Origin of the sequence: Alteromonas abrolhosensis (genome assembly GCF_001953635.1) — a bacterium.
Lineage (GTDB): Bacteria > Pseudomonadota > Gammaproteobacteria > Enterobacterales > Alteromonadaceae > Alteromonas > Alteromonas abrolhosensis.
In genome coordinates, this window is sequence record NZ_MEJH01000006.1 from 217,788 (window position 1) to 235,251 (window position 17,464).

Consider the following 17,464-nt stretch of genomic DNA (forward strand, 5'->3'; position numbering starts at 1 on the left):
AAGGATTTAATGAAAGTTAGCTATATTGCGCTTAACGAAAAAGTAAAGGATATGACATGCTTAATGTTGCGCAAGTAGTGGCTCAAAACGATTGGCAAAACCCGATTGTATTTCAGAGAAATCGCATCAATGCCCACAGTCCACATCACGGATATAAAACGCTAAAAGACGCATTGCACAATACCAACGCACAAAAGCGTAGTTTAAACGGTCAGTGGGATTTCCGTTTATTTGAAGCTCCAGCAAACGTACCTGAAAGCCTGCTTTCTAAAACATTAAGTGATGACGAGTCTGCTAATTGGCAGCCTATTGCGGTGCCTTCTAACTGGCAGCTGCAAGGTCACGACAAACCGATTTACTGTAACGTTAAATATCCCTTTCCGGTGAACCCTCCAGTGGTACCCAGCGAGAATCCAACGGGTTGCTACCGTACGACATTCAATGTTACCAAGGATGAGCTAAAACAGCGCAATCATATCGTCTTTGAAGGGGTAAATAGCGCGTTTCACTTGTGGTGCAACGGCGAGTACGTAGGCTATTCCCAAGACAGTCGACTACCAGCTGAATTTGATTTGTCTGGCTACTTGGTCGACGGTGAAAACCGACTAGCGGTAATGGTGATCCGATGGTCAGACGGCAGCTACTTAGAAGATCAGGACATGTGGTGGCTTAGCGGTATCTTCCGCGACGTAAATCTAGTCACCAAACCTCAGCATCACATTCAGGATGTGTTTGTTACGCCAAGCCTTGACGCATGCTATCGCGACGCAACAGTAACCGTACGTACCGCCATCAATGCGCCTTCTACCTACAAAGTGGGTATTCAGCTTTTTGATGGCAATAACGCTGTTACCGAGCAAGTTATTACCGGCACTAATAATAAGCGTATTGATGAAAAGGGCGGTTGGGATGATGTAGTTTTTCAAACGCTTCATGTGAATGAACCTAAACACTGGACTGCTGAAACACCGAATCTGTACCGCATCGTAGTCTCACTTATTGATGAGAATGGCAGCGCCGTTGATGTTGAGGCCTATGACGTTGGCTTTAGAAACATTGAAATGAAAAACGGCCAGTTATTGGTAAATGGTAAAGCCGTGCTAATTCGTGGGGTTAACCGTCACGAACACCATCAAACGAAAGGGCATGCAATCAATGAAGATGACATGCTTGAAGACATTAAGTTGTTAAAGCAAAACAACTTCAATGCTGTGCGTACCGCTCATTATCCAAATAACCCTCGTTGGTATGAGCTTTGTGATGAATACGGGCTTTATGTGGTAGATGAAGCCAACATCGAAACCCACGGTATGTTCCCAATGGGAAGGCTTTCTCGCGACCCGCTATGGGCCGGCGCCTACATGGCGCGCTTCACGCAAATGGTCGAGCGAGACAAAAACCACCCCAGCATCATCATTTGGTCGTTAGGGAATGAGTCTGGTCACGGCCCTACCCACGATGCAATGTATGGCTGGGCAAAGTCATTTGACCCCTCGCGCCCTGTACAGTACGAAGGCGGCGGCGCTGATACTACGGCTACCGACATTATTGCGCCAATGTATGCACGGGTTGATACCGACATTAAGGACGACGCCGTCCCTAAGTGGGCCATTAAAAAATGGTTGTCGATGCCGGGGGAAAACCGCCCCGTTATTCTATGCGAATATGCGCATGCTATGGGTAATAGCTTGGGTAGCTTTGATGAATATTGGAAAGCGTTTAAGGCTTATCCTCGCCTTCAAGGTGGCTTTATTTGGGACTGGGTTGATCAAGGATTAGTAAAACACACTAATAGCGGCGAAGCTTACTGGGCTTACGGTGGCGACTTCGGCGATAGTGAAAACGACAGGCAATTCTGTATCAATGGTTTGTTATTTCCAGACAGAACGCCACACCCGCACTTGTTTGAAGCTAAATTTTGTCAGCAGCACTTAAGCTTTTTGTTGGCTGAGAAAGACAACAAGTTTGAGCTTACCGTAAGCAGCGATTACCTATTTAGACGTACAGACAATGAATTGTTACGTTGGCAATTGCTAGAAAACGGAAAACCGATTGCTGAGGCAAAGGGCGAATGTGAAATCGACATTGCCCCGCAACAAACACAAACGCTCAGCCTGGCCCCAGATATTACATTCAAAGCGGGTGCCGACTATCACTTAAATATTGACGTAGTATTAGCAAAAGATAGCCCGTGGGCTAATGCAGGGCATGTCATGGACACCGCCCAGTTAGCGCTAGTCAACAAGCGTGGAATTGTGTCGTTTTCTCTTGATGATAACGACATAGCAAACGGTACTAGTGAGCTATCAATTGAAGCTCAGGATGGGACGTTACTGGTACATGCGCTGAATAACGTATTTAGCTTTAGTAGTGAAAGCGGGCTATTAACCTCATGGCTTCAAGGCGCGGAGGAAATACTTAGCGCGCCGCTAGAAGATAACTTCTTTAGAGCGCCGCTAGATAACGACATCGGGGTAAGCGAAGTAGATAATCCCGACCCGAATGCGTGGGAGTCACGCTGGCGTCGTGCTGGAATTGGCAAGTGGACACGCACTTGCACAAGTGTAAATGTTGAGCAGGGCGTGCAAGACGTGCGTATAACATCGTTATTTGAATATCACCATTCAGAAAAGCTGGTAGCGGCAACCAAGTGGCTTTACACCATAAATGCACAGGCCGAGCTGTCGGTAGACGTTGAAGTACTTTTGGATGATGGTTTACCGCCTATGCCGCGTATTGGTATGCAAACGGCGGTACCTGTAGCGCATGAGCCAACGTCGATTACCTGGCAAGGTTTAGGGCCGTTTGAGAACTATCCTGACAGAAAAGCGGCAGCGCGTTATGGTCACTACACCTTACCTATAGAAGAGATGCAAACGCGCTACATATTCCCAACGGATAACGGCTTGCGTTGTGGCTGTACACAACTTGAAGTTAGCAGCTTAAAAGCAAATGGACAGTTCTATTTTAACGTGAGCGAGTACGGTCAGTCCCAGCTAGATGAGGCAAAACACACCTGTGATTTGACACCTCAAGATTGCGTGTTTGTGTACATTGATCATGCTCACATGGGCGTAGGCGGCGATGACTCTTGGAGCCCAAGCACGCACAAAGCGTTCTTGTTGGAAGAGAAGCGTTACCGTTATTCAGTTTGCTTTAGCGCCGCTGACAGTTAATCCTCAGTGTTAAGTAGGTCATTTAGCACTCAATATCTCCAGTGACAATTCGCGGCATAGCTTAGTTATGCCGTCATTGGGATAAAGTGTTTACATATAAAAAAAGCCGCTACACAGTAGCGGCTTTTTATTAATTCAAAACTCGTTCAGGCAACGTCTTAGCCGTCAACTTGACCGCAGAAACGGTAACCTTCACCGTGGATGGTTACAATCAACTCTTCATCTGTTGGATCTGATTCAAAGTGCTTACGAATACGACGAATCGTTACGTCAACCGTACGGTCATTCGGACGAAGTTCACGCCCTGTCATTTCCATAATTAGCTGCTCACGGGTAAGAATTTTACCTGGGTTGCTTAGGAAAAGGTGAAGTGCACGGAATTCACTACGTGGTAGACGGAACTCTTTACCGTTTGGAGAAATCAATGAACGGCTGTCGCCGTCAAGCGTCCAACCGTTAAAGCTTACACGGCTTGGTAAATCGTCATCTTCTGAAGAGTTTGTAGTACGAGACAGTAAGTTGCGTGCGCGAATGGTCAATTCACGAGGATTAAATGGCTTAGTCAGATAATCATCTGCACCAATTTCAAGACCTAGAATACGGTCAACGTCATTATCACGACCCGTTAAGAAAATAAGGCCAACGTTTTTACGGTCACGTACTTCACGTGCCAAAATAAGGCCGTTTTTACCCGGTAGGTTAATATCCATGATAACCAAATTGATAGCGTGATTCTCGAAGAAATCATGCATTTGATCACCGTTTTCGGCCTCAAACACATTATACCCTTCCGCTTCAAATAAACTCTTAAGCGTGGTACGGGTTACCACCTCATCTTCAACAATTAACACATTTGGCGTCTGCATGGTGTTCTACACTCTTTCTAAAATACGATTTAAGCAACTAACTGGTTAAATTTTAATATTCATATACTTGATTGCAAGCAACTTGTGAATATTCTTACTGTTTAGGTATTGGGGTTAGCCAATAAAATTCAAGAAAAGTTCATACTTTATACAACTATTCTGATGTTTTCGCATTAACAACAGGGAAGATAATTACAAATTCCACGCCGTTGCCTTCCTCGCTGGTAATTGATATCGAACCATTAAGGGCTTGCGTTACTAAGTTGTATACCAAGTGCATTCCTAAACCAGATCCGCCTTGTCCCCGCTTTGTGGTAACAAAGGGGTCAAATATCCGTTTGCGAATTTCCGGTGGAATACCTTTTCCGTTGTCGGTATAAACAAGCTTGAGCTTATTGTTACTCACCAATTCGGCACGTATATCAATTGTGCCTTCATCCATGGTTTCAAACCCATGAATAACCGAATTCATGATTAAATTAATCAAGATTTGATTTATTGGGCCAGCCTTCGTTTCAACGCTAAGGGTAGGGTCGCATTCTACGTTGATGTTGTGTTTTAATTTTTTGAGTCGAGGCTGCAATGACAGTAGTATCTCATTAACTAGCTGCACAACGCAAAAACTTCGACTAGATTCTGAGGTTTGATCGACAGCAACCTGCTTAAAACTGCTAATAAGCTCGGCAGCTCTGTTCAAATTGCGGTAAATAATATTCAGGTTTTCATTACTCTCATCCAAAAAGCGCTTCATTGCACTGGCTTTGAGTGTTTTATCTTCGAAGTCTTTCTGAATAACAGCTAGCCTGTCTAGCATCATTGTGGACGCCGTTACGCCTAAGCCGATAGGTGTATTTACCTCGTGCGCAACGCCAGCGACCATATCGCCCAATGATGCCATTTTCTCGTTTTGTACAATCTGACGCTGGAACTGATGCAGTTTCTCAAGTGTTTGAATAAGCTCTTGGTTGGCATCTTTTAAGGCAGTGGTGCGGTGACTTACCATATCTTCAAGGCTGGCATTGAGCTTTCTGTGTTGCTCTTCTGCTTGTCGCTGCTTTTGCATGTACTCCTGCATGCGAAATAGCATCACGTTTACAGCGTCTGCTAAGATATCAAGTTCTCGAATGGTAGAACCGCTGGCACGAGCGGAATAATCCCGCTGCCGCGATGTGCGTTGCAAGAAGTTTGCTATCTCTTCAACAGGGCCGGTAACAAAGCGCTGCATTCGCATGGCCGAGTAAAAACTAATCGCTAACAATGCCAAAGCGACAGCTATATTCAGCCAAATTGACTTCCCAACGAGTTGATTGAAGTTCTCTGAAGAAATTCGTAAATATATCCAGCCCAGCTGAATATTCGTCTCAATGTCGAAAACTTTTGCACTTAACTCAAGGTATTGCCCATTGTCAGCCAGCTGAGGTGTCATAAACATGGAAGCTAGTTGATTCTCTTTGCCTCCTAACAATAATTGACCTTCCTTATTGTAAGAAGCAAATATCTGAGGCTCCAAGTTACCGCTTTGTGCTTTGTACACATGGGCATTTAACACATGATCAGCCGCTGCTAAATTACTTAAAGCAGTCTCAATACGTTCTGGTGTTTCGTCATAAAGATAGGCGGCCGAGCTTCTTGCCACCAGTTTGGCAAGCATGAGTGCATTAGACTCAAGTTCATGGCGATAGGTTTTTATTTGCGTGTAAACGGCAAGACTGGATAACACCGCAAGCGAAAAGGTAGCAATTGACATTACTACCCAAAGGAAAAGGCTTTTTATAGTAAGCTTGACTACTTTATCCGTCATATCCGTCTTGCGTATTGTCCATCCACGTCTTACATACATCAATAGTGGCGCAAAAATGCGCAAAAAGGAAGATGCCTATAAACAATAATTAATGTAAGCAGCGCCCGCTAGTTGAGGGTTGAAAGGTAAAGTTGCTGGTAATTTTTTGCAGCCGCTTCCCAAGTAAATCGCGTTCGCATACCCCGTTGCTGCATTGCTCTGAACTTGCCAGCGTCTTCGTAGAACGCTAGCAGTGCTCGGCGAATACACGATAGCAAGGCGTGCGGCGTAGGGTCGTCAAACACAAAACCCGTCCCATCGCTATCATTACTGTAATCGATAACCGTGTCTTTGAGTCCGCCCACCGAACGCACGATAGGGATGGTTCCATAAGCTAAGCTGTACATCTGGTTCAATCCGCACGGCTCAAACTGAGAAGGCATTAGGAAAAAATCAGCGCCAGCTTCTACAAGATGGGCATGTTCGGAACTAAAGCCGTTTATAAACGCGAATTGGTCAGGGTGCTGTTGAGCAAATTCGCCAAGATCCATACAGACTTTAGGATCGCCCGTTCCCACAATTACCATTTGAACATTGTGCTTAATCAGGTCGTCCAAGATGGGCAGTATGTAGCCAAAGCCTTTTTGTTCTGTAAGGCGGCATACCATTCCAATAAGAGGTACATTGCCATTCTCAGGTAATCCTGACTTTTCTTGTAATGCTCGCTTACATGATGTTTTCGGGTGAAGATTATCTACACTGTAGTTCTCAGGTAGGAATGTATCTGTCTCTGGGTTCCACTGGGTGTAGTCGCATCCGTTCAGAATGCCACTTAAATCGGCTTGACGGCTTACCAGGCGTTCATGAAGGCCATGACTACCCAAGTCAGTGAGTAGTTCTCTTGCATAGTTTGGGCTTACCGTTGTCACCTTCGTGGCAAATTCAATGCCGCTTTGCAGCATGTTTATGTAACCGCCGTGAACTTGCGCCAGAATATTAGGGTGATGGCGAAGAAACGGGATAGTTTCCAGCCTATGAACGCCTTGGAAAGCGGCATTGTGGATAGTGAATACCGTTTTAGTGCTGTCGAAATACCCTGATTTGTCATGGGTAAGTAAAAACGGAAGCATGGCTGCATGCCAGTCGTGACAGTGAATAACGTCTGGCTTTTTATCGATAGCTTTTAGGGTTTGGAGTACGGCACCACTGAAAAAACTAAAGCGCTCACCGTTGTCTTCGTAGGCTTCAAATGCGTTGGCATATAGCCCTTCACGCATGAAATGTTCTGGCGAGTCTACGAAATAAATAGGAATACCGTGCCATTGCATGTAGCGGATATCAAAATGGTATACCTGTCCTTCAGTAAACAGGGTTTGCTGCTCAGTTACGGTTGGTAAGCTCAACTGTTCTGCCAGCACTTGGTAGTAAGGCATAACTATGGTGATGCTTTCGCCCAAGGTATCTAGCGCAAGTGGAAGTGCTTTTCCAACGTCTGCAAGGCCGCCGGTTTTTACCAATTCTTCAACTTCTGAAATAGCAAATACAATATTCACAGGTAATCTCCCAGAGCGTAACGTGCAGTGCACTTGTAATGCTTAAATATAGTGTACGGAAAAAGCGCCAAATGCCATTGTGTAGAGTACGCAATGGCATGAGCAACAGATAGAAAAGCTAAATTAGCACAAGCTAATGGTTTTTTTAATTATAAAGCCGCTTGATAAACAGAAAATTGCGACGTTTGTGCTGTGGTATAGACCGTTTGGAAGTGCTCAGCGAGTAAACCCGGGTAAGGTAAGAATCGGTTTGCCACCATTTGCATAGTGCCGCCGCGACTTAAGCTTGCCTTGGCATCTGAAATAAAGCGTTTAGTGATGGTGTAGTCAGTTTTAATACCCGTGTGAAACGGAGGGTTGGTGACAATGTGCTGTACTTTTTGGGTAAAACCGTGCAAACCGTCGGCGGCATATAAGGTTGCCGCTAACCCATTTTCCGCTAAGGTTAAGGCGCTACAGTAAACTGCAAGCGCGCTGACATCGGTAAGGTGCAGCTTCAAATGTGGATATTTCAGCATTATATAGCTGGCTATTACGCCAGCGCCGCATGCGAAATCCAATATTTCACCACTCAGTGAGGTAGAGAGTTTTTCTAGTAACAACTCTGTTCCTGCATCTAATTCTTTATGGCTGAATACGCCAGGCATAGAGGCTACTTGCCAAGCCGTGCCTTCAACGTGATACGTATTCATATCAAGCCATGCATCGGGTTCAAAGGCAAGATGTGGCTCTTCAACCAAAACGGTGATAAGGCTGCAATGGCGGGCTGAGTCAACTTTTTGGGTTGGACCGTATTGCTCCATCAACTTAGCCGCACTCTTAATACCGCCTTTGTTTTCACCCACCACGTGAATGCGACCATTTTGACCCACCATACTTGCCGCCATTCGCAATAGCATTTGAAAATGGGTTTTCGCTTTGGGTAAGAAAACCATCACGTCAGTGTGGGATTTTTCTAAGGTCACGAACGGCGTAAAAATATGGGTATGGTTGCCGACCTTTTGTGTCACCTCAAAACCTGTGCGTGTAATATCTCGACTATCAAACGAAACCGAAGGTACGACTCTTACGCACTCTGAAAAAATATCGAAATACTGGTGAATTACCGTGACTTCTTGCGATTTAAGACCGTCCAGAAAATACGCATCAGAGGGATTGATAAATGCCCACTGACCCTCGTCGAAAAGCGCGATATTTCGTTCTAACAGTTGGCTTTGAGGAGATAGAATCATTACTTAGTACGCTCGAAAATTAAATCCCAAACGCCATGACCTAGTTTTTGGCCACGGGTTTCAAACTTGGTGATTGGACGGTAGTCCGGACGAGGTACATAGTCGCCGTCAGTCGAAGTGTTGGCGTAACCGTCAGCATTGGTCATAACGTCTAACATATGCTCAGCATATTGCTCCCAGTCAGTCGCCATATGAAAGCAGCCGCCAATAGCTAATTTACTGCGAACCAGCTCAACAAATTCAGGCTGAACAATACGGCGTTTGTGGTGACGCTTTTTGTGCCAAGGGTCTGGGAAAAACAGCTGTAGGCGAGACAGTGAACCGTCTGGGATCATATTTTTAAGGACTTCTACCGCATCATGGTCCATTACGCGCAGGTTTTCGACGCCTTGTTCGCTTGCTTCAGCTAAACATGCGCCTACGCCAGGACGGTGAACTTCAATGCCGATAAAGTCTTTCTCGGGCGCATTCGCGGCCATTTCAACCAGTGACTTGCCCATACCGAAGCCAATTTCTACAACAATAGGTGCGTTTCGGCCAAAAATATCTGGCAACGATAACGGTGCGTCGGCATAGTCAATGCCTTTGGTCGGCCAGTGATCTTCTAGCGCTTTTTCTTGTGCTTTCGTAAGTCTTCCTTCGCGTTTCACGAAGCTTTTTACTTTGCTCACGTATACTCCAGCGGCTTCTGCTTCCGCCTGACTTTTGAATTGCCTCATATGCAATGCCTTTCTTACCCAATTTTCTGGTGGCGCATTATCCACTTACCCACGGCTTATGCAACGCTGAAATGGTAAAAATGCTGTAATTTTATACGCCAATTTGTTTAGCAATAATAGATGCTACGGCTTCAGTTTGCTCAAGTACCAACATATGCCCCGCATCCTGAATGGTATGAAATGTCGCTTTAGGCAACGCGCTTTTCAGTTGCTGTATTGCTACTGCAGGTGCAATGGCGTCTTGCTGGGCAGTAATGAACGTTACTGGCACGTTGATCTTTGCCAGCGCTTTAACGGTACTTTCTCGTGGTGTGGTAGCCATGGTGTGGTTAAGTAAGGTGGTTTTACCCAAATCTTGCGCCATAGATTTTACCACACCAGCCACGTTTTCATCCGCTAAGCGGGAAGGGTGGATAAATCGCGAAAGATAAGCATCGTTGTCGGGCTTGAAGTTTCCTTGCTTAAGCATGGTGGTCAGCTGCTTACGCTTGGCTATTTCTTCTTTTGATAGCCCTTCTGGGTTATAGCCAATCAATGTTATGGAAGCTACATTTGCAGGGTTGCGCTGCGCTACCAGCGCGGCAATAAATCCACCCATGGAGTAACCCACAAGGTGCACTTTTTCGTTTTCGAGAATACGATCTTCGCTTAATGCTAACATTTCTTCTTGTGAAGCTGCCCACTGAAGTGGCACATAGCGACGTTGCGCAATACTGAGTGTGCGCCAAAGAGGCAGAAATATTCGCTCGTCACAGAGCGTACCGGGAAAAAATAAAACAGGGTGCTGCACAGACACGTGTGCTCCTTAACAATAAACTGGCTAGTTACATGCTACCATAGCGCGCTTTTTAATGAATGGTCGCTAGGTAGAAAGCGACCAAGCGGTAGTAATTGCCCATACAGACGATTATGACAGAACAACAATATACAGGTAGCTTTGCAGAGCGAGTGCTCGCATGGTTTGATAAACACGGGCGAAAGCATTTGCCTTGGCAACAAGACGTTACGCCATACAAAGTGTGGGTGTCTGAAATAATGCTGCAGCAAACCCAAGTCACTACGGTAATTCCCTATTTTAAACGCTTTATGGCGTCTTTTCCTACCGTGCACGACTTGGCTAAGGCATCTCAAGACGACGTGCTTCATCATTGGACTGGGCTTGGCTACTACGCAAGAGCAAGGAATCTTCACAAAGCTGCGAATATGCTGGTAAATAATTACAACGGCGAGTTTCCCTATAGTCTGGAAGAAGTCATGGATTTGCCCGGCATAGGGCGCTCAACCGCAGGGGCGATACTTTCGCTATCTCGCAATATGCGCTTTCCTATATTAGATGGCAATGTGAAGCGTGTGCTGGCACGATACTATGCAATTGGCGGGTGGCCGGGACAGAAAAAGGTAGAGAATCTGCTTTGGGAAGTGGCCGAGAAAAACACGCCCACCAATTCAGAAGGCGGACGTTGTGCCAACTATACGCAGGTGATGATGGACTTGGGCGCGATGATCTGTACGCGAAGCAAGCCAAAGTGTGATGAGTGCCCGCTTCAAGCCGACTGTATAGCCTACGCCCAAGGCGCGCAAACCGACTACCCGGGTAAAAAACCAAAAAAGACGCTCCCCGAGAAATTCACCTTTATGATGGTGGCACAGTTCAACAGCCAAGTATATCTAGAGCAGCGCCCTTCAACCGGGCTGTGGGGTGGCCTATATGGTTTTATTGAGGTGTCTTCAATAGAAGAGGGGATAGAGCAGTTGGCCAAGCGAGGTATCAGTGTCGACGAAACCCGAACGCTTGAAGGGTTCCGTCATACATTTAGCCATTTTCATTTAGATATCACCCCGGTGGTGGCCGTGGTAAACTCTGCTCCAACAAAGCGCGTAGCCGAAATGGCATTTCGTTGGTTTTCGTTGAACGAGCCTATTGAAGTTGGTTTAGCGGCACCTACAACCAAGATTATTCAGCAGTTAATGCGTTAGGCGTTCTAAGCCCAACGTAATATTTATTGCTAAGCAGATAGCGAACGAAAGGAAATAACATGGCAAGAACGGTATTTTGTCGCAAGCTTCAAAAAGAAGCTGACGGCTTAGATTTCCAACTTTATCCAGGTGAGCTGGGTAAACGTATTTTCGACAACATTTCTAAAGAAGCATGGGCTGAATGGCAGAAAAAGCAAACCATGCTAATTAACGAACATAAGTTGAATATGATGGAACCGAATGCCCGTAAGTTTTTGGAAGAAAAAATGTCGGCATACTTGTTTGATGACGTAGAGCCTACGATTGAAGGCTACGTTCCGCCTGAAAAATAAGCAAAAAAGACTTTTTTGAGCAAACAATGCGCAAACAGTAATAAAAGCGCAAAAAAAGCGAGAAAAACGGTTGACTTGTGAAGGCGAAAACCGTTTAATACGCACCCACAGCAGGACAGGCAGTAAACGCCTAGAACGCTAACAAGTTTCAGCCTCGATAGCTCAGTTGGTAGAGCAGCGGATTGAAAATCCGCGTGTCCCTGGTTCGATCCCGGGTCGAGGCACCATCATTGGAACCTGATAGTTTATTGAAAACTATCAGGTTTTTCCATTTCTGGGCCTTGTCTTTTTTAATCAGAAGGCCATTGATTGTCACAAAGTGTGACGATTTTTTGTCACAACCTGACTTTGTGACAAAGGTATCATTTTTTTCTTTTACAATATTGTTTGCTTGCTGTGACAAATAACTCAGCGATGGATGTGTGTATCGCTGAACCATCTCCAGTGTTTTCCAGCCCCCTAATTCTTTAATAGCTAATAAGTCGGTGCCACTCTCAGCATGGCGTGATGCCCAATTATGACGTAAGTCGTGAAAACGCAGCCCATCTAGACCTGCTGCTTTCGTCGTCCTAGCCCATATCCTTCTATTTAAGTCTTTAATACGCGAATTATCATAATTGAGAAAAACAAATACGGAATTTTTCGAGTTATGCAAAGAACTCAGTAGTTCGAAGACTATATTGTTCATCGGTATAAGAACCGAAGAGCCACTTTTGTGAGAACCCGCGTCTACCTTCAGTGTTTGATGCTCCAAATCGACATGAGTCCATTTCAGGCCAATGATATTAGAGGCACGAAATCCGGTTGCTAGGGCAAATATGATGATAGGTTGCAGAAAGGCTGGGGCGCAATCAATGAGGCGAGCAGAATCTTTCTCAGTAAGCTTATAGAAGCTTTTTTCTCGCTCTTTGTGGGTTTTCAAATGGGGGACGCGATCAATCCACTCCAGCTCTTTATGAATGAAATTTAAAAAGCTTTTGATCTCTGCGAGGTATCTATTCTTCGTTGCTAAGGTGACGTCAGTCTTTTTTACTAACGTCGTCAGAATAAGCTTAGAATTAATTTCGGTTAATGGAATATTTGCTAGATATTGAGACCACCAGGCTAGCTTTTTCGTCTTTTCATCAATGGTCTTGTTTGCTTGTCTGGATTCTAGATAAAGTGTTAAAGCTTCATTCCATGAGCCAACCTCTTGAGAGTTACGCATCAGTATAGCTAACGTTTCATCGCGAAGGCGGTGTTCAAAGTGCTCTGCACGGCTTTTCACAGTTTCCTTGGTGCTGCAATGAACACGTTTAACCTTGTCAGCAAATGAAACCTGAAACTTCGTAAACCAGAATTTGGAATTACTCTTTTTATAAACCATCAATATTGCTCCTCTAAAAATAACAACATTAATGATTTAAAAGCTAAATAATAGAACTAGTTCGCTGCCGCCTTTTCGTTCACATTCAGCGCACCTTGAGTTATGTCTAGGTGCCCATAAACTGTAGCGACCATTTTATTACTCGCCAAGCCAAAAAGCTGCTGAATATCTTCAAATGTTCCGCCCTCAAGTAAAATTTGATATGCTCGATTGTGACGGAAGTGATGAAATCTGAAGGTCGTATCAATCCCTGCCTTTTCCAACGCTTCCACCCATTTCGTCATATCAAACTCAATTGTTGTTCCTGTATCATCCAGCGCAAACAAATTGTCATGCGTAATATTATTTTTTCTACGATATTCCAACTGGCGCTCTATAACTTCCCTAAGGGCTTTCGTTACATGAATCGTGATGAGCCTGCTTCCTTTGGCGTGACGAGCAGGGATTTTTATGAAACTGCTGTTCCTTATTGTTAAATCTTCAATATCGCTGAGCTTCATACTGGAAGTACATATATGGTTGAGTGTATTGCCTTTTCTTGCACCAGAGTAGAAAGCAAAAGATAGTAGGTTTGCTTCAGTAGCGCATCGAGCATATTCGTCGCGGAATTTAGTAAATTGCTTAGTAGACAATTCAATTAATTCTCGTTTACCTGATTGGAAAGAGCACACTTTGATATTTTCATTTATAAGACGCTTTGCAAATAGTTCGTCATATATAGCTCTTAATTCGATTAGGTACTTGTTTCTGGTACTGTCTTTCTTACCGTTTAAAACAATAGCATCGTTAATTTCTTCGACTAATTCTTGGGAAAAGTTTCGGAGATCGGTGGTAGCGAACATATAATTGAAAAACGCAATTTTTCTTGAACGTTGCTCAACTTGTTTAGCAGAAGACTTTTTATCTCGCACCAACCTTTCGGCCTTTCGATAAACCTCATTCCACAAATCAAAATTCTGCTCTTGAAAGTGTATGAGGTAAGAGAAATTTATACCGATCTGAGATAGTTTGTCCTTCAAACTGGCTGCTGCGATTTTTACTGCTTCTTTGTAGTCGCTAGTGTTCAGTCTTTCTCTTAAGTTGAACTTGTTTTCTCTAAACAAGTTAGTTAACTCATTCGCACTCCTCACATCCATTCTTTTTTCTAAAGGATTTTTATTGTCTACGTTGACCACTTTCACTTTGAAATATTCGATGAAACTTCTCGCCAAGCAATATTCTTTATCTGACAAAGTCCATTCATCTAAAAGAGGTGATAGCTCCTCTCTATTACGTGTAAGTAAATGATTCAAGCGTGACAGAGCGCGTTCATTGTTGGTATCAATAAACTGAAATTGCTTTTCAAGTTCTGGTTGAGGAGCAGGTTGTTGAGACTCTTCTTTTTGTTCAAAAGTTAATTCTGATAAATCCGCTGCCTTATTTGAGTCGTCTATTTTGTTGTGTGAGCTATTATCTGCGCTGGAAATACAATCAACTGGTGAATTCTCAGGTACGTGATAATCACGTTTACTTTCCTGAAGATGCCCAAAATTGGCGAGAGATTCGCAAAACGAAGATAAGCCACGCAAGTTAAAGAAGTATTTGTTGAGGGTCTTTGAATATTTATGAGCTATTAAACCATCGTTAGCTAACGCAATGACTTCATGTTCTGAAAGTAAGAGAAACTGCGCAGCCTCTTTGAGGCCCATTGGACGAATTGAAGCATCTGCGACTGTTGTCTTAGGTATTTCTTGTCGAACAGCACCAGCAGCAACACTCGGGATATACCCAAGTGTTTCCGGCTTGTGAGACTGTTGCGATTGAAACAATGTATCTACCTAGTTCATAGTTTGGTAGCAGTTTAATCGATGTAGAATTTCCAAAAGCACGTAAATTTTTTGTCTGTAGCTCTAGGCGAAAAAAAGAGCCAACATTTCAGTTGGCTCAGTATTGCTACAGCTGCTCAATAAAACGTGAAACTGTGCAGTTAAAAAGATAGTGAAAGTGCGCTAGCAAGCCTTTTGTCATCACGTGGTGCGTTACTTCGTCTTGAAAATACTTCAACACGCCAAAATGCATTGTTACGTACACACCAGTTAAAGTTCTGGCCTGCTCTGGGAGTGTATCCATAAGGGCATGGCTTATGATGATAAACTCAGTTTGTGATACGTAATTTCGAACATAGTAGATATATGAGTCATTATGTTCGTATAGTGCAATACAGTCTTCGTCATCTGAGAAAAAGTGTGTAGACCTTTCAACCACTTTCAAGTTTGTCATGTCTTATCTCCATTATTTAAGTCTTATAGTGAAATAAGCCACACGGACGGAAATTTTTCGTTTACGCGAACTACTTAGTCATGAAACCCATTAAATTAAGGAATTTTATGACAACCAATAGTACCTACCTGTGCACCGCTGTTATCTCTGACATTTTTAGCTCACTAGCTAATGCATTTCTGTTGTATAGAGATGAAATAGACGGTGCGCAGTATAGAAATAGCCAACACATCGAAGATTCGATAATGAACGTAGTATTGCAAAATCAGGTGATTACTGACCCTTCGTATTTGCCTCTGATTCGAGAGCTTGTTGGTGTAGTAGTGAGTGAACCTTTGTTATATGCAGAGTGGACAGAGGACGATTTTGAATTCTTTTCAGAACAAATGAAGTTTGACTTCGACGACATCAGCGAAGATTTTCCCGACTAGGGGCTTAGTTACTTCTGAGTACAAACAGGAGTAACAACATGCAAGACAAAAAAACTAGTATCATTCGAAAATATAAGCGGCAGTCAAAGTCACCTTTCACAGGAGATGACTCAACCATATTGCTGTTAGCGAATTTAGAAATTGAAGGTGAGAGCTTACGGCTGGATTATCAGCGATATATCTACTTACATCGCAGTGAAACAGGTCAATGGCTGGGGATATCGCTAAGTTCTTCGTTAATTGATGAATTATCTGATGGCAAAGGCAAATACCGGAACCACAGAGAAGCATTGACTGTGTTACTGAGATACCACGAAGAGATTCGTAACTTTCTAAAACATTTTTCGGATGAAATAGAGTCAATTTTTGGTATCGACGCCGAAACGTGGATGATTGCATGTAAAGCTCGATGGAGAAAGTTGCTCAAATAGACTAATGGCCTCAGGAGAGGCCATTTTTTGTTTATTGGTAGTAGTCTACGTTTAATCTTCTTTACAGTTTTAATTAGTAGGCTTGAACCTCTATTGACGGGTTGTTATCAGGTGTGAAGTGTACTATTCGTGAATCACCGATAGTTATTCGCTCTAGGTATGGTTATGATGTCGCTATAGAAACTGTGGCTACTAAGCATGGAGAGTTTCTGGGGTAATAACTAGATTACTAGTGTCAATAAAAGCTTTGGAAATTTAGATAAAAAGACATTTTAAAGGGACTTACGAGTGAAATATTCAGAATTTGGTATTACGATCGATACACATTCACATCATGAGCTTGAAGGAAAACTCACTCAGCAGTTTACTGCCGATTTTGACAACGGTTGTTCGTGGATGGATCGCCTCTATGCAAGTGACGAACCGGATCTGACAGTGATTGGCTATAAAGGCTTTGCTGCCGACCTTGTACTTTTCTTAGAAAATATTGCGCCAGATCTTCGCTTCACTATAACGGATGCCAGATGGGTAGAATCCTTAAAAAAGGGACAGAAACTATTTCGTCCAGTCACCAACGTTTCTCCACGTCGCCTCTTCTCTGTGCTGATTGGACGCAAGACCACCATAAGTGAGTTGAAAAACATAACACTGCCTGAAGACGTACTGTACATTCTTGAAAGAGAACTTCTCTACCATTTCGATTGTTCAAAGTCGAAGAAAGAACAACATTTGTGGCATTGGCTTATTAAGCGCAAGGTTCAGATCCTCGATTTGGCAAAAAACCGTAAGATACACCTCGCGACAGGCGAACTAGACTGCAAAAAATTATTTTCTCTACTCAAAAAGGAAACACGTTTAGAGGAAGAATTACCTTGTCTCTATTTATCCTCAATCCCTCTTGCACAGACCAGTAGGCGATACGGTTTTTATCTGGAACAACTTTTTAAACAACGCGAAATCTTACCCTCAACAACATATGCTAAAGGCATAGCTTTTGAAAACGAAGTAAATATCTTCCTACAAACACTTGGATTCGAGACAGAGACAACACCCACCAGTGGAGATTTCGGTGTTGATCTGATTCTGCTCAGTCCCGAAAATGGGAGTCGTACAGCTGTGCAGTGCAAGGATTTCAAAGGTGAGGTGGGCGTAAGCGCCATTCAAGAGGTATTCGCTGGAAAAATGCACTATCAATGTGAGAAAGCAATGGTTATTGGTCGAGATGGATTCGGGAAGGCTGCGCTTTCCCTAGCAGAATCAACAGGTGTAGTGTGCTCTACACTCACCCAACTGCAAGCTAAAGCTAGAGGATGCCTAATTTTTTAGCAATAACGGCATTAAG

General features: G+C 43.7%; 14 protein-coding genes, 1 tRNA gene and 1 pseudogene. 7 read left to right on the forward strand and 9 right to left on the reverse strand.

Going from position 1 to position 17,464, the window contains the following annotated elements; genetic code table 11:
- The first annotated feature begins 56 nt into the window (after positions 1 to 56).
- Positions 57 to 3,176 (forward strand): beta-galactosidase, encoded by a 3,120-nt coding sequence (locus BGK61_RS11265; RefSeq protein WP_076011010.1) that lies wholly within the window; start codon positions 57 to 59, stop codon positions 3,174 to 3,176.
- Positions 3,177 to 3,334: 158 nt separating this feature from the next.
- Here the strand turns inward: BGK61_RS11265 and arcA are convergent, their stop codons facing one another.
- The 6 genes from arcA to BGK61_RS11295 all read right to left on the reverse strand — a co-directional run bounded on the left by arcA (position 3,335) and on the right by BGK61_RS11295 (position 10,122).
- Positions 3,335 to 4,042, reverse strand: a complete 708-nt coding sequence (arcA, locus tag BGK61_RS11270; protein WP_014996957.1) for a two-component system response regulator ArcA — start codon at positions 4,040 to 4,042, stop codon at positions 3,335 to 3,337.
- Positions 4,043 to 4,196: 154 nt separating this feature from the next.
- The gene (locus BGK61_RS11275) at positions 4,197 to 5,843 is read right to left on the reverse strand and encodes a sensor histidine kinase (RefSeq protein ID WP_076011011.1); all 1,647 of its coding nucleotides are present in this window, start codon (positions 5,841 to 5,843) and stop codon (positions 4,197 to 4,199) included.
- 107 nt (positions 5,844 to 5,950) lie between these two features.
- Positions 5,951 to 7,375, reverse strand: a complete 1,425-nt coding sequence (gene glgA / locus BGK61_RS11280; RefSeq protein WP_014996959.1) for a glycogen synthase GlgA — start codon at positions 7,373 to 7,375, stop codon at positions 5,951 to 5,953.
- Positions 7,376 to 7,524: 149 nt separating this feature from the next.
- Entirely contained in the window at positions 7,525 to 8,607 is a 1,083-nt protein-coding gene (locus BGK61_RS11285; protein ID WP_076011012.1) for a methyltransferase, read from the reverse strand.
- Positions 8,607 to 9,326, reverse strand: coding sequence for a tRNA (guanosine(46)-N7)-methyltransferase TrmB (gene trmB, locus BGK61_RS11290; RefSeq protein WP_076011013.1), 720 nt, complete (start codon positions 9,324 to 9,326; stop codon positions 8,607 to 8,609). Before trmB ends, BGK61_RS11285 begins: the two co-directional genes overlap by 1 nt.
- A gap of 91 nt (positions 9,327 to 9,417) precedes the next feature.
- Positions 9,418 to 10,122, reverse strand: coding sequence for an alpha/beta fold hydrolase (locus tag BGK61_RS11295; RefSeq protein ID WP_076011014.1), 705 nt, complete (start codon positions 10,120 to 10,122; stop codon positions 9,418 to 9,420).
- 113 nt (positions 10,123 to 10,235) lie between these two features.
- On the opposite strand from BGK61_RS11295, the gene mutY reads away from it, so the two are divergent.
- The 3 genes from mutY to BGK61_RS11310 all read left to right on the forward strand — a co-directional run bounded on the left by mutY (position 10,236) and on the right by BGK61_RS11310 (position 11,862).
- Complete coding sequence (mutY, locus tag BGK61_RS11300; RefSeq protein ID WP_076011015.1) at positions 10,236 to 11,303, forward strand: A/G-specific adenine glycosylase; 1,068 nt, start codon at positions 10,236 to 10,238, stop codon at positions 11,301 to 11,303.
- Between the two features lie 59 nt (positions 11,304 to 11,362).
- Positions 11,363 to 11,635, forward strand: coding sequence for an oxidative damage protection protein (locus BGK61_RS11305; RefSeq protein WP_014947929.1), 273 nt, complete (start codon positions 11,363 to 11,365; stop codon positions 11,633 to 11,635).
- Positions 11,636 to 11,786: 151 nt separating this feature from the next.
- A tRNA-Phe gene (locus BGK61_RS11310) sits at positions 11,787 to 11,862 on the forward strand.
- 200 nt (positions 11,863 to 12,062) lie between these two features.
- Here the strand turns inward: BGK61_RS11310 and BGK61_RS19860 are convergent.
- The 3 genes and pseudogenes from BGK61_RS19860 to BGK61_RS11325 form a co-directional block, all read right to left on the reverse strand.
- Positions 12,063 to 13,001, reverse strand: a pseudogene (locus BGK61_RS19860) (tyrosine-type recombinase/integrase); the annotation flags it as partial.
- A gap of 56 nt (positions 13,002 to 13,057) precedes the next feature.
- The gene (locus tag BGK61_RS11320; protein WP_076011016.1) at positions 13,058 to 14,809 is read right to left on the reverse strand and encodes a tyrosine-type recombinase/integrase; all 1,752 of its coding nucleotides are present in this window, start codon (positions 14,807 to 14,809) and stop codon (positions 13,058 to 13,060) included.
- 124 nt (positions 14,810 to 14,933) lie between these two features.
- The gene (locus tag BGK61_RS11325; RefSeq protein ID WP_013785820.1) at positions 14,934 to 15,260 is read right to left on the reverse strand and encodes a hypothetical protein; all 327 of its coding nucleotides are present in this window, start codon (positions 15,258 to 15,260) and stop codon (positions 14,934 to 14,936) included.
- A 107-nt stretch (positions 15,261 to 15,367) separates the two neighbouring features.
- Here BGK61_RS11325 and BGK61_RS11330 point away from each other — a divergent pair, with 107 nt between their 5' ends.
- The 3 genes from BGK61_RS11330 to BGK61_RS11340 all read left to right on the forward strand — a co-directional run bounded on the left by BGK61_RS11330 (position 15,368) and on the right by BGK61_RS11340 (position 17,448).
- Complete coding sequence (locus BGK61_RS11330) at positions 15,368 to 15,691, forward strand: hypothetical protein (protein ID WP_076011017.1); 324 nt, start codon at positions 15,368 to 15,370, stop codon at positions 15,689 to 15,691.
- 38 nt (positions 15,692 to 15,729) lie between these two features.
- Positions 15,730 to 16,122 (forward strand): hypothetical protein, encoded by a 393-nt coding sequence (locus BGK61_RS11335; protein WP_076011018.1) that lies wholly within the window; start codon positions 15,730 to 15,732, stop codon positions 16,120 to 16,122.
- Positions 16,123 to 16,410: 288 nt separating this feature from the next.
- On the forward strand, positions 16,411 to 17,448 hold the full coding sequence (locus BGK61_RS11340; protein ID WP_076011019.1) for a restriction endonuclease: 1,038 nt from the start codon (positions 16,411 to 16,413) through the stop codon (positions 17,446 to 17,448).
- Positions 17,449 to 17,464 lie beyond the last annotated feature (16 nt).

Bases quoted from the DNA above. Each gene is read 5' to 3' on its own strand.
- BGK61_RS11265 (WP_076011010.1), top strand. From the start codon at position 57: ATGCTTAATGTTGCGCAAGTAGTGGCTCAAAACGATTGGCAAAACCCG.
- arcA (WP_014996957.1), bottom strand. From the start codon at position 4,042: ATGCAGACGCCAAATGTGTTAATTGTTGAAGATGAGGTGGTAACCCGT.
- BGK61_RS11275 (WP_076011011.1), bottom strand. From the start codon at position 5,843: ATGACGGATAAAGTAGTCAAGCTTACTATAAAAAGCCTTTTCCTTTGG.
- BGK61_RS11285 (WP_076011012.1), bottom strand. From the start codon at position 8,607: ATGATTCTATCTCCTCAAAGCCAACTGTTAGAACGAAATATCGCGCTT.
- trmB (WP_076011013.1), bottom strand. From the start codon at position 9,326: ATGAGGCAATTCAAAAGTCAGGCGGAAGCAGAAGCCGCTGGAGTATAC.
- mutY (WP_076011015.1), top strand. From the start codon at position 10,236: ATGACAGAACAACAATATACAGGTAGCTTTGCAGAGCGAGTGCTCGCA.
- BGK61_RS11305 (WP_014947929.1), top strand. From the start codon at position 11,363: ATGGCAAGAACGGTATTTTGTCGCAAGCTTCAAAAAGAAGCTGACGGC.
- BGK61_RS11325 (WP_013785820.1), bottom strand. From the start codon at position 15,260: ATGACAAACTTGAAAGTGGTTGAAAGGTCTACACACTTTTTCTCAGAT.
- BGK61_RS11330 (WP_076011017.1), top strand. From the start codon at position 15,368: ATGACAACCAATAGTACCTACCTGTGCACCGCTGTTATCTCTGACATT.
- BGK61_RS11335 (WP_076011018.1), top strand. From the start codon at position 15,730: ATGCAAGACAAAAAAACTAGTATCATTCGAAAATATAAGCGGCAGTCA.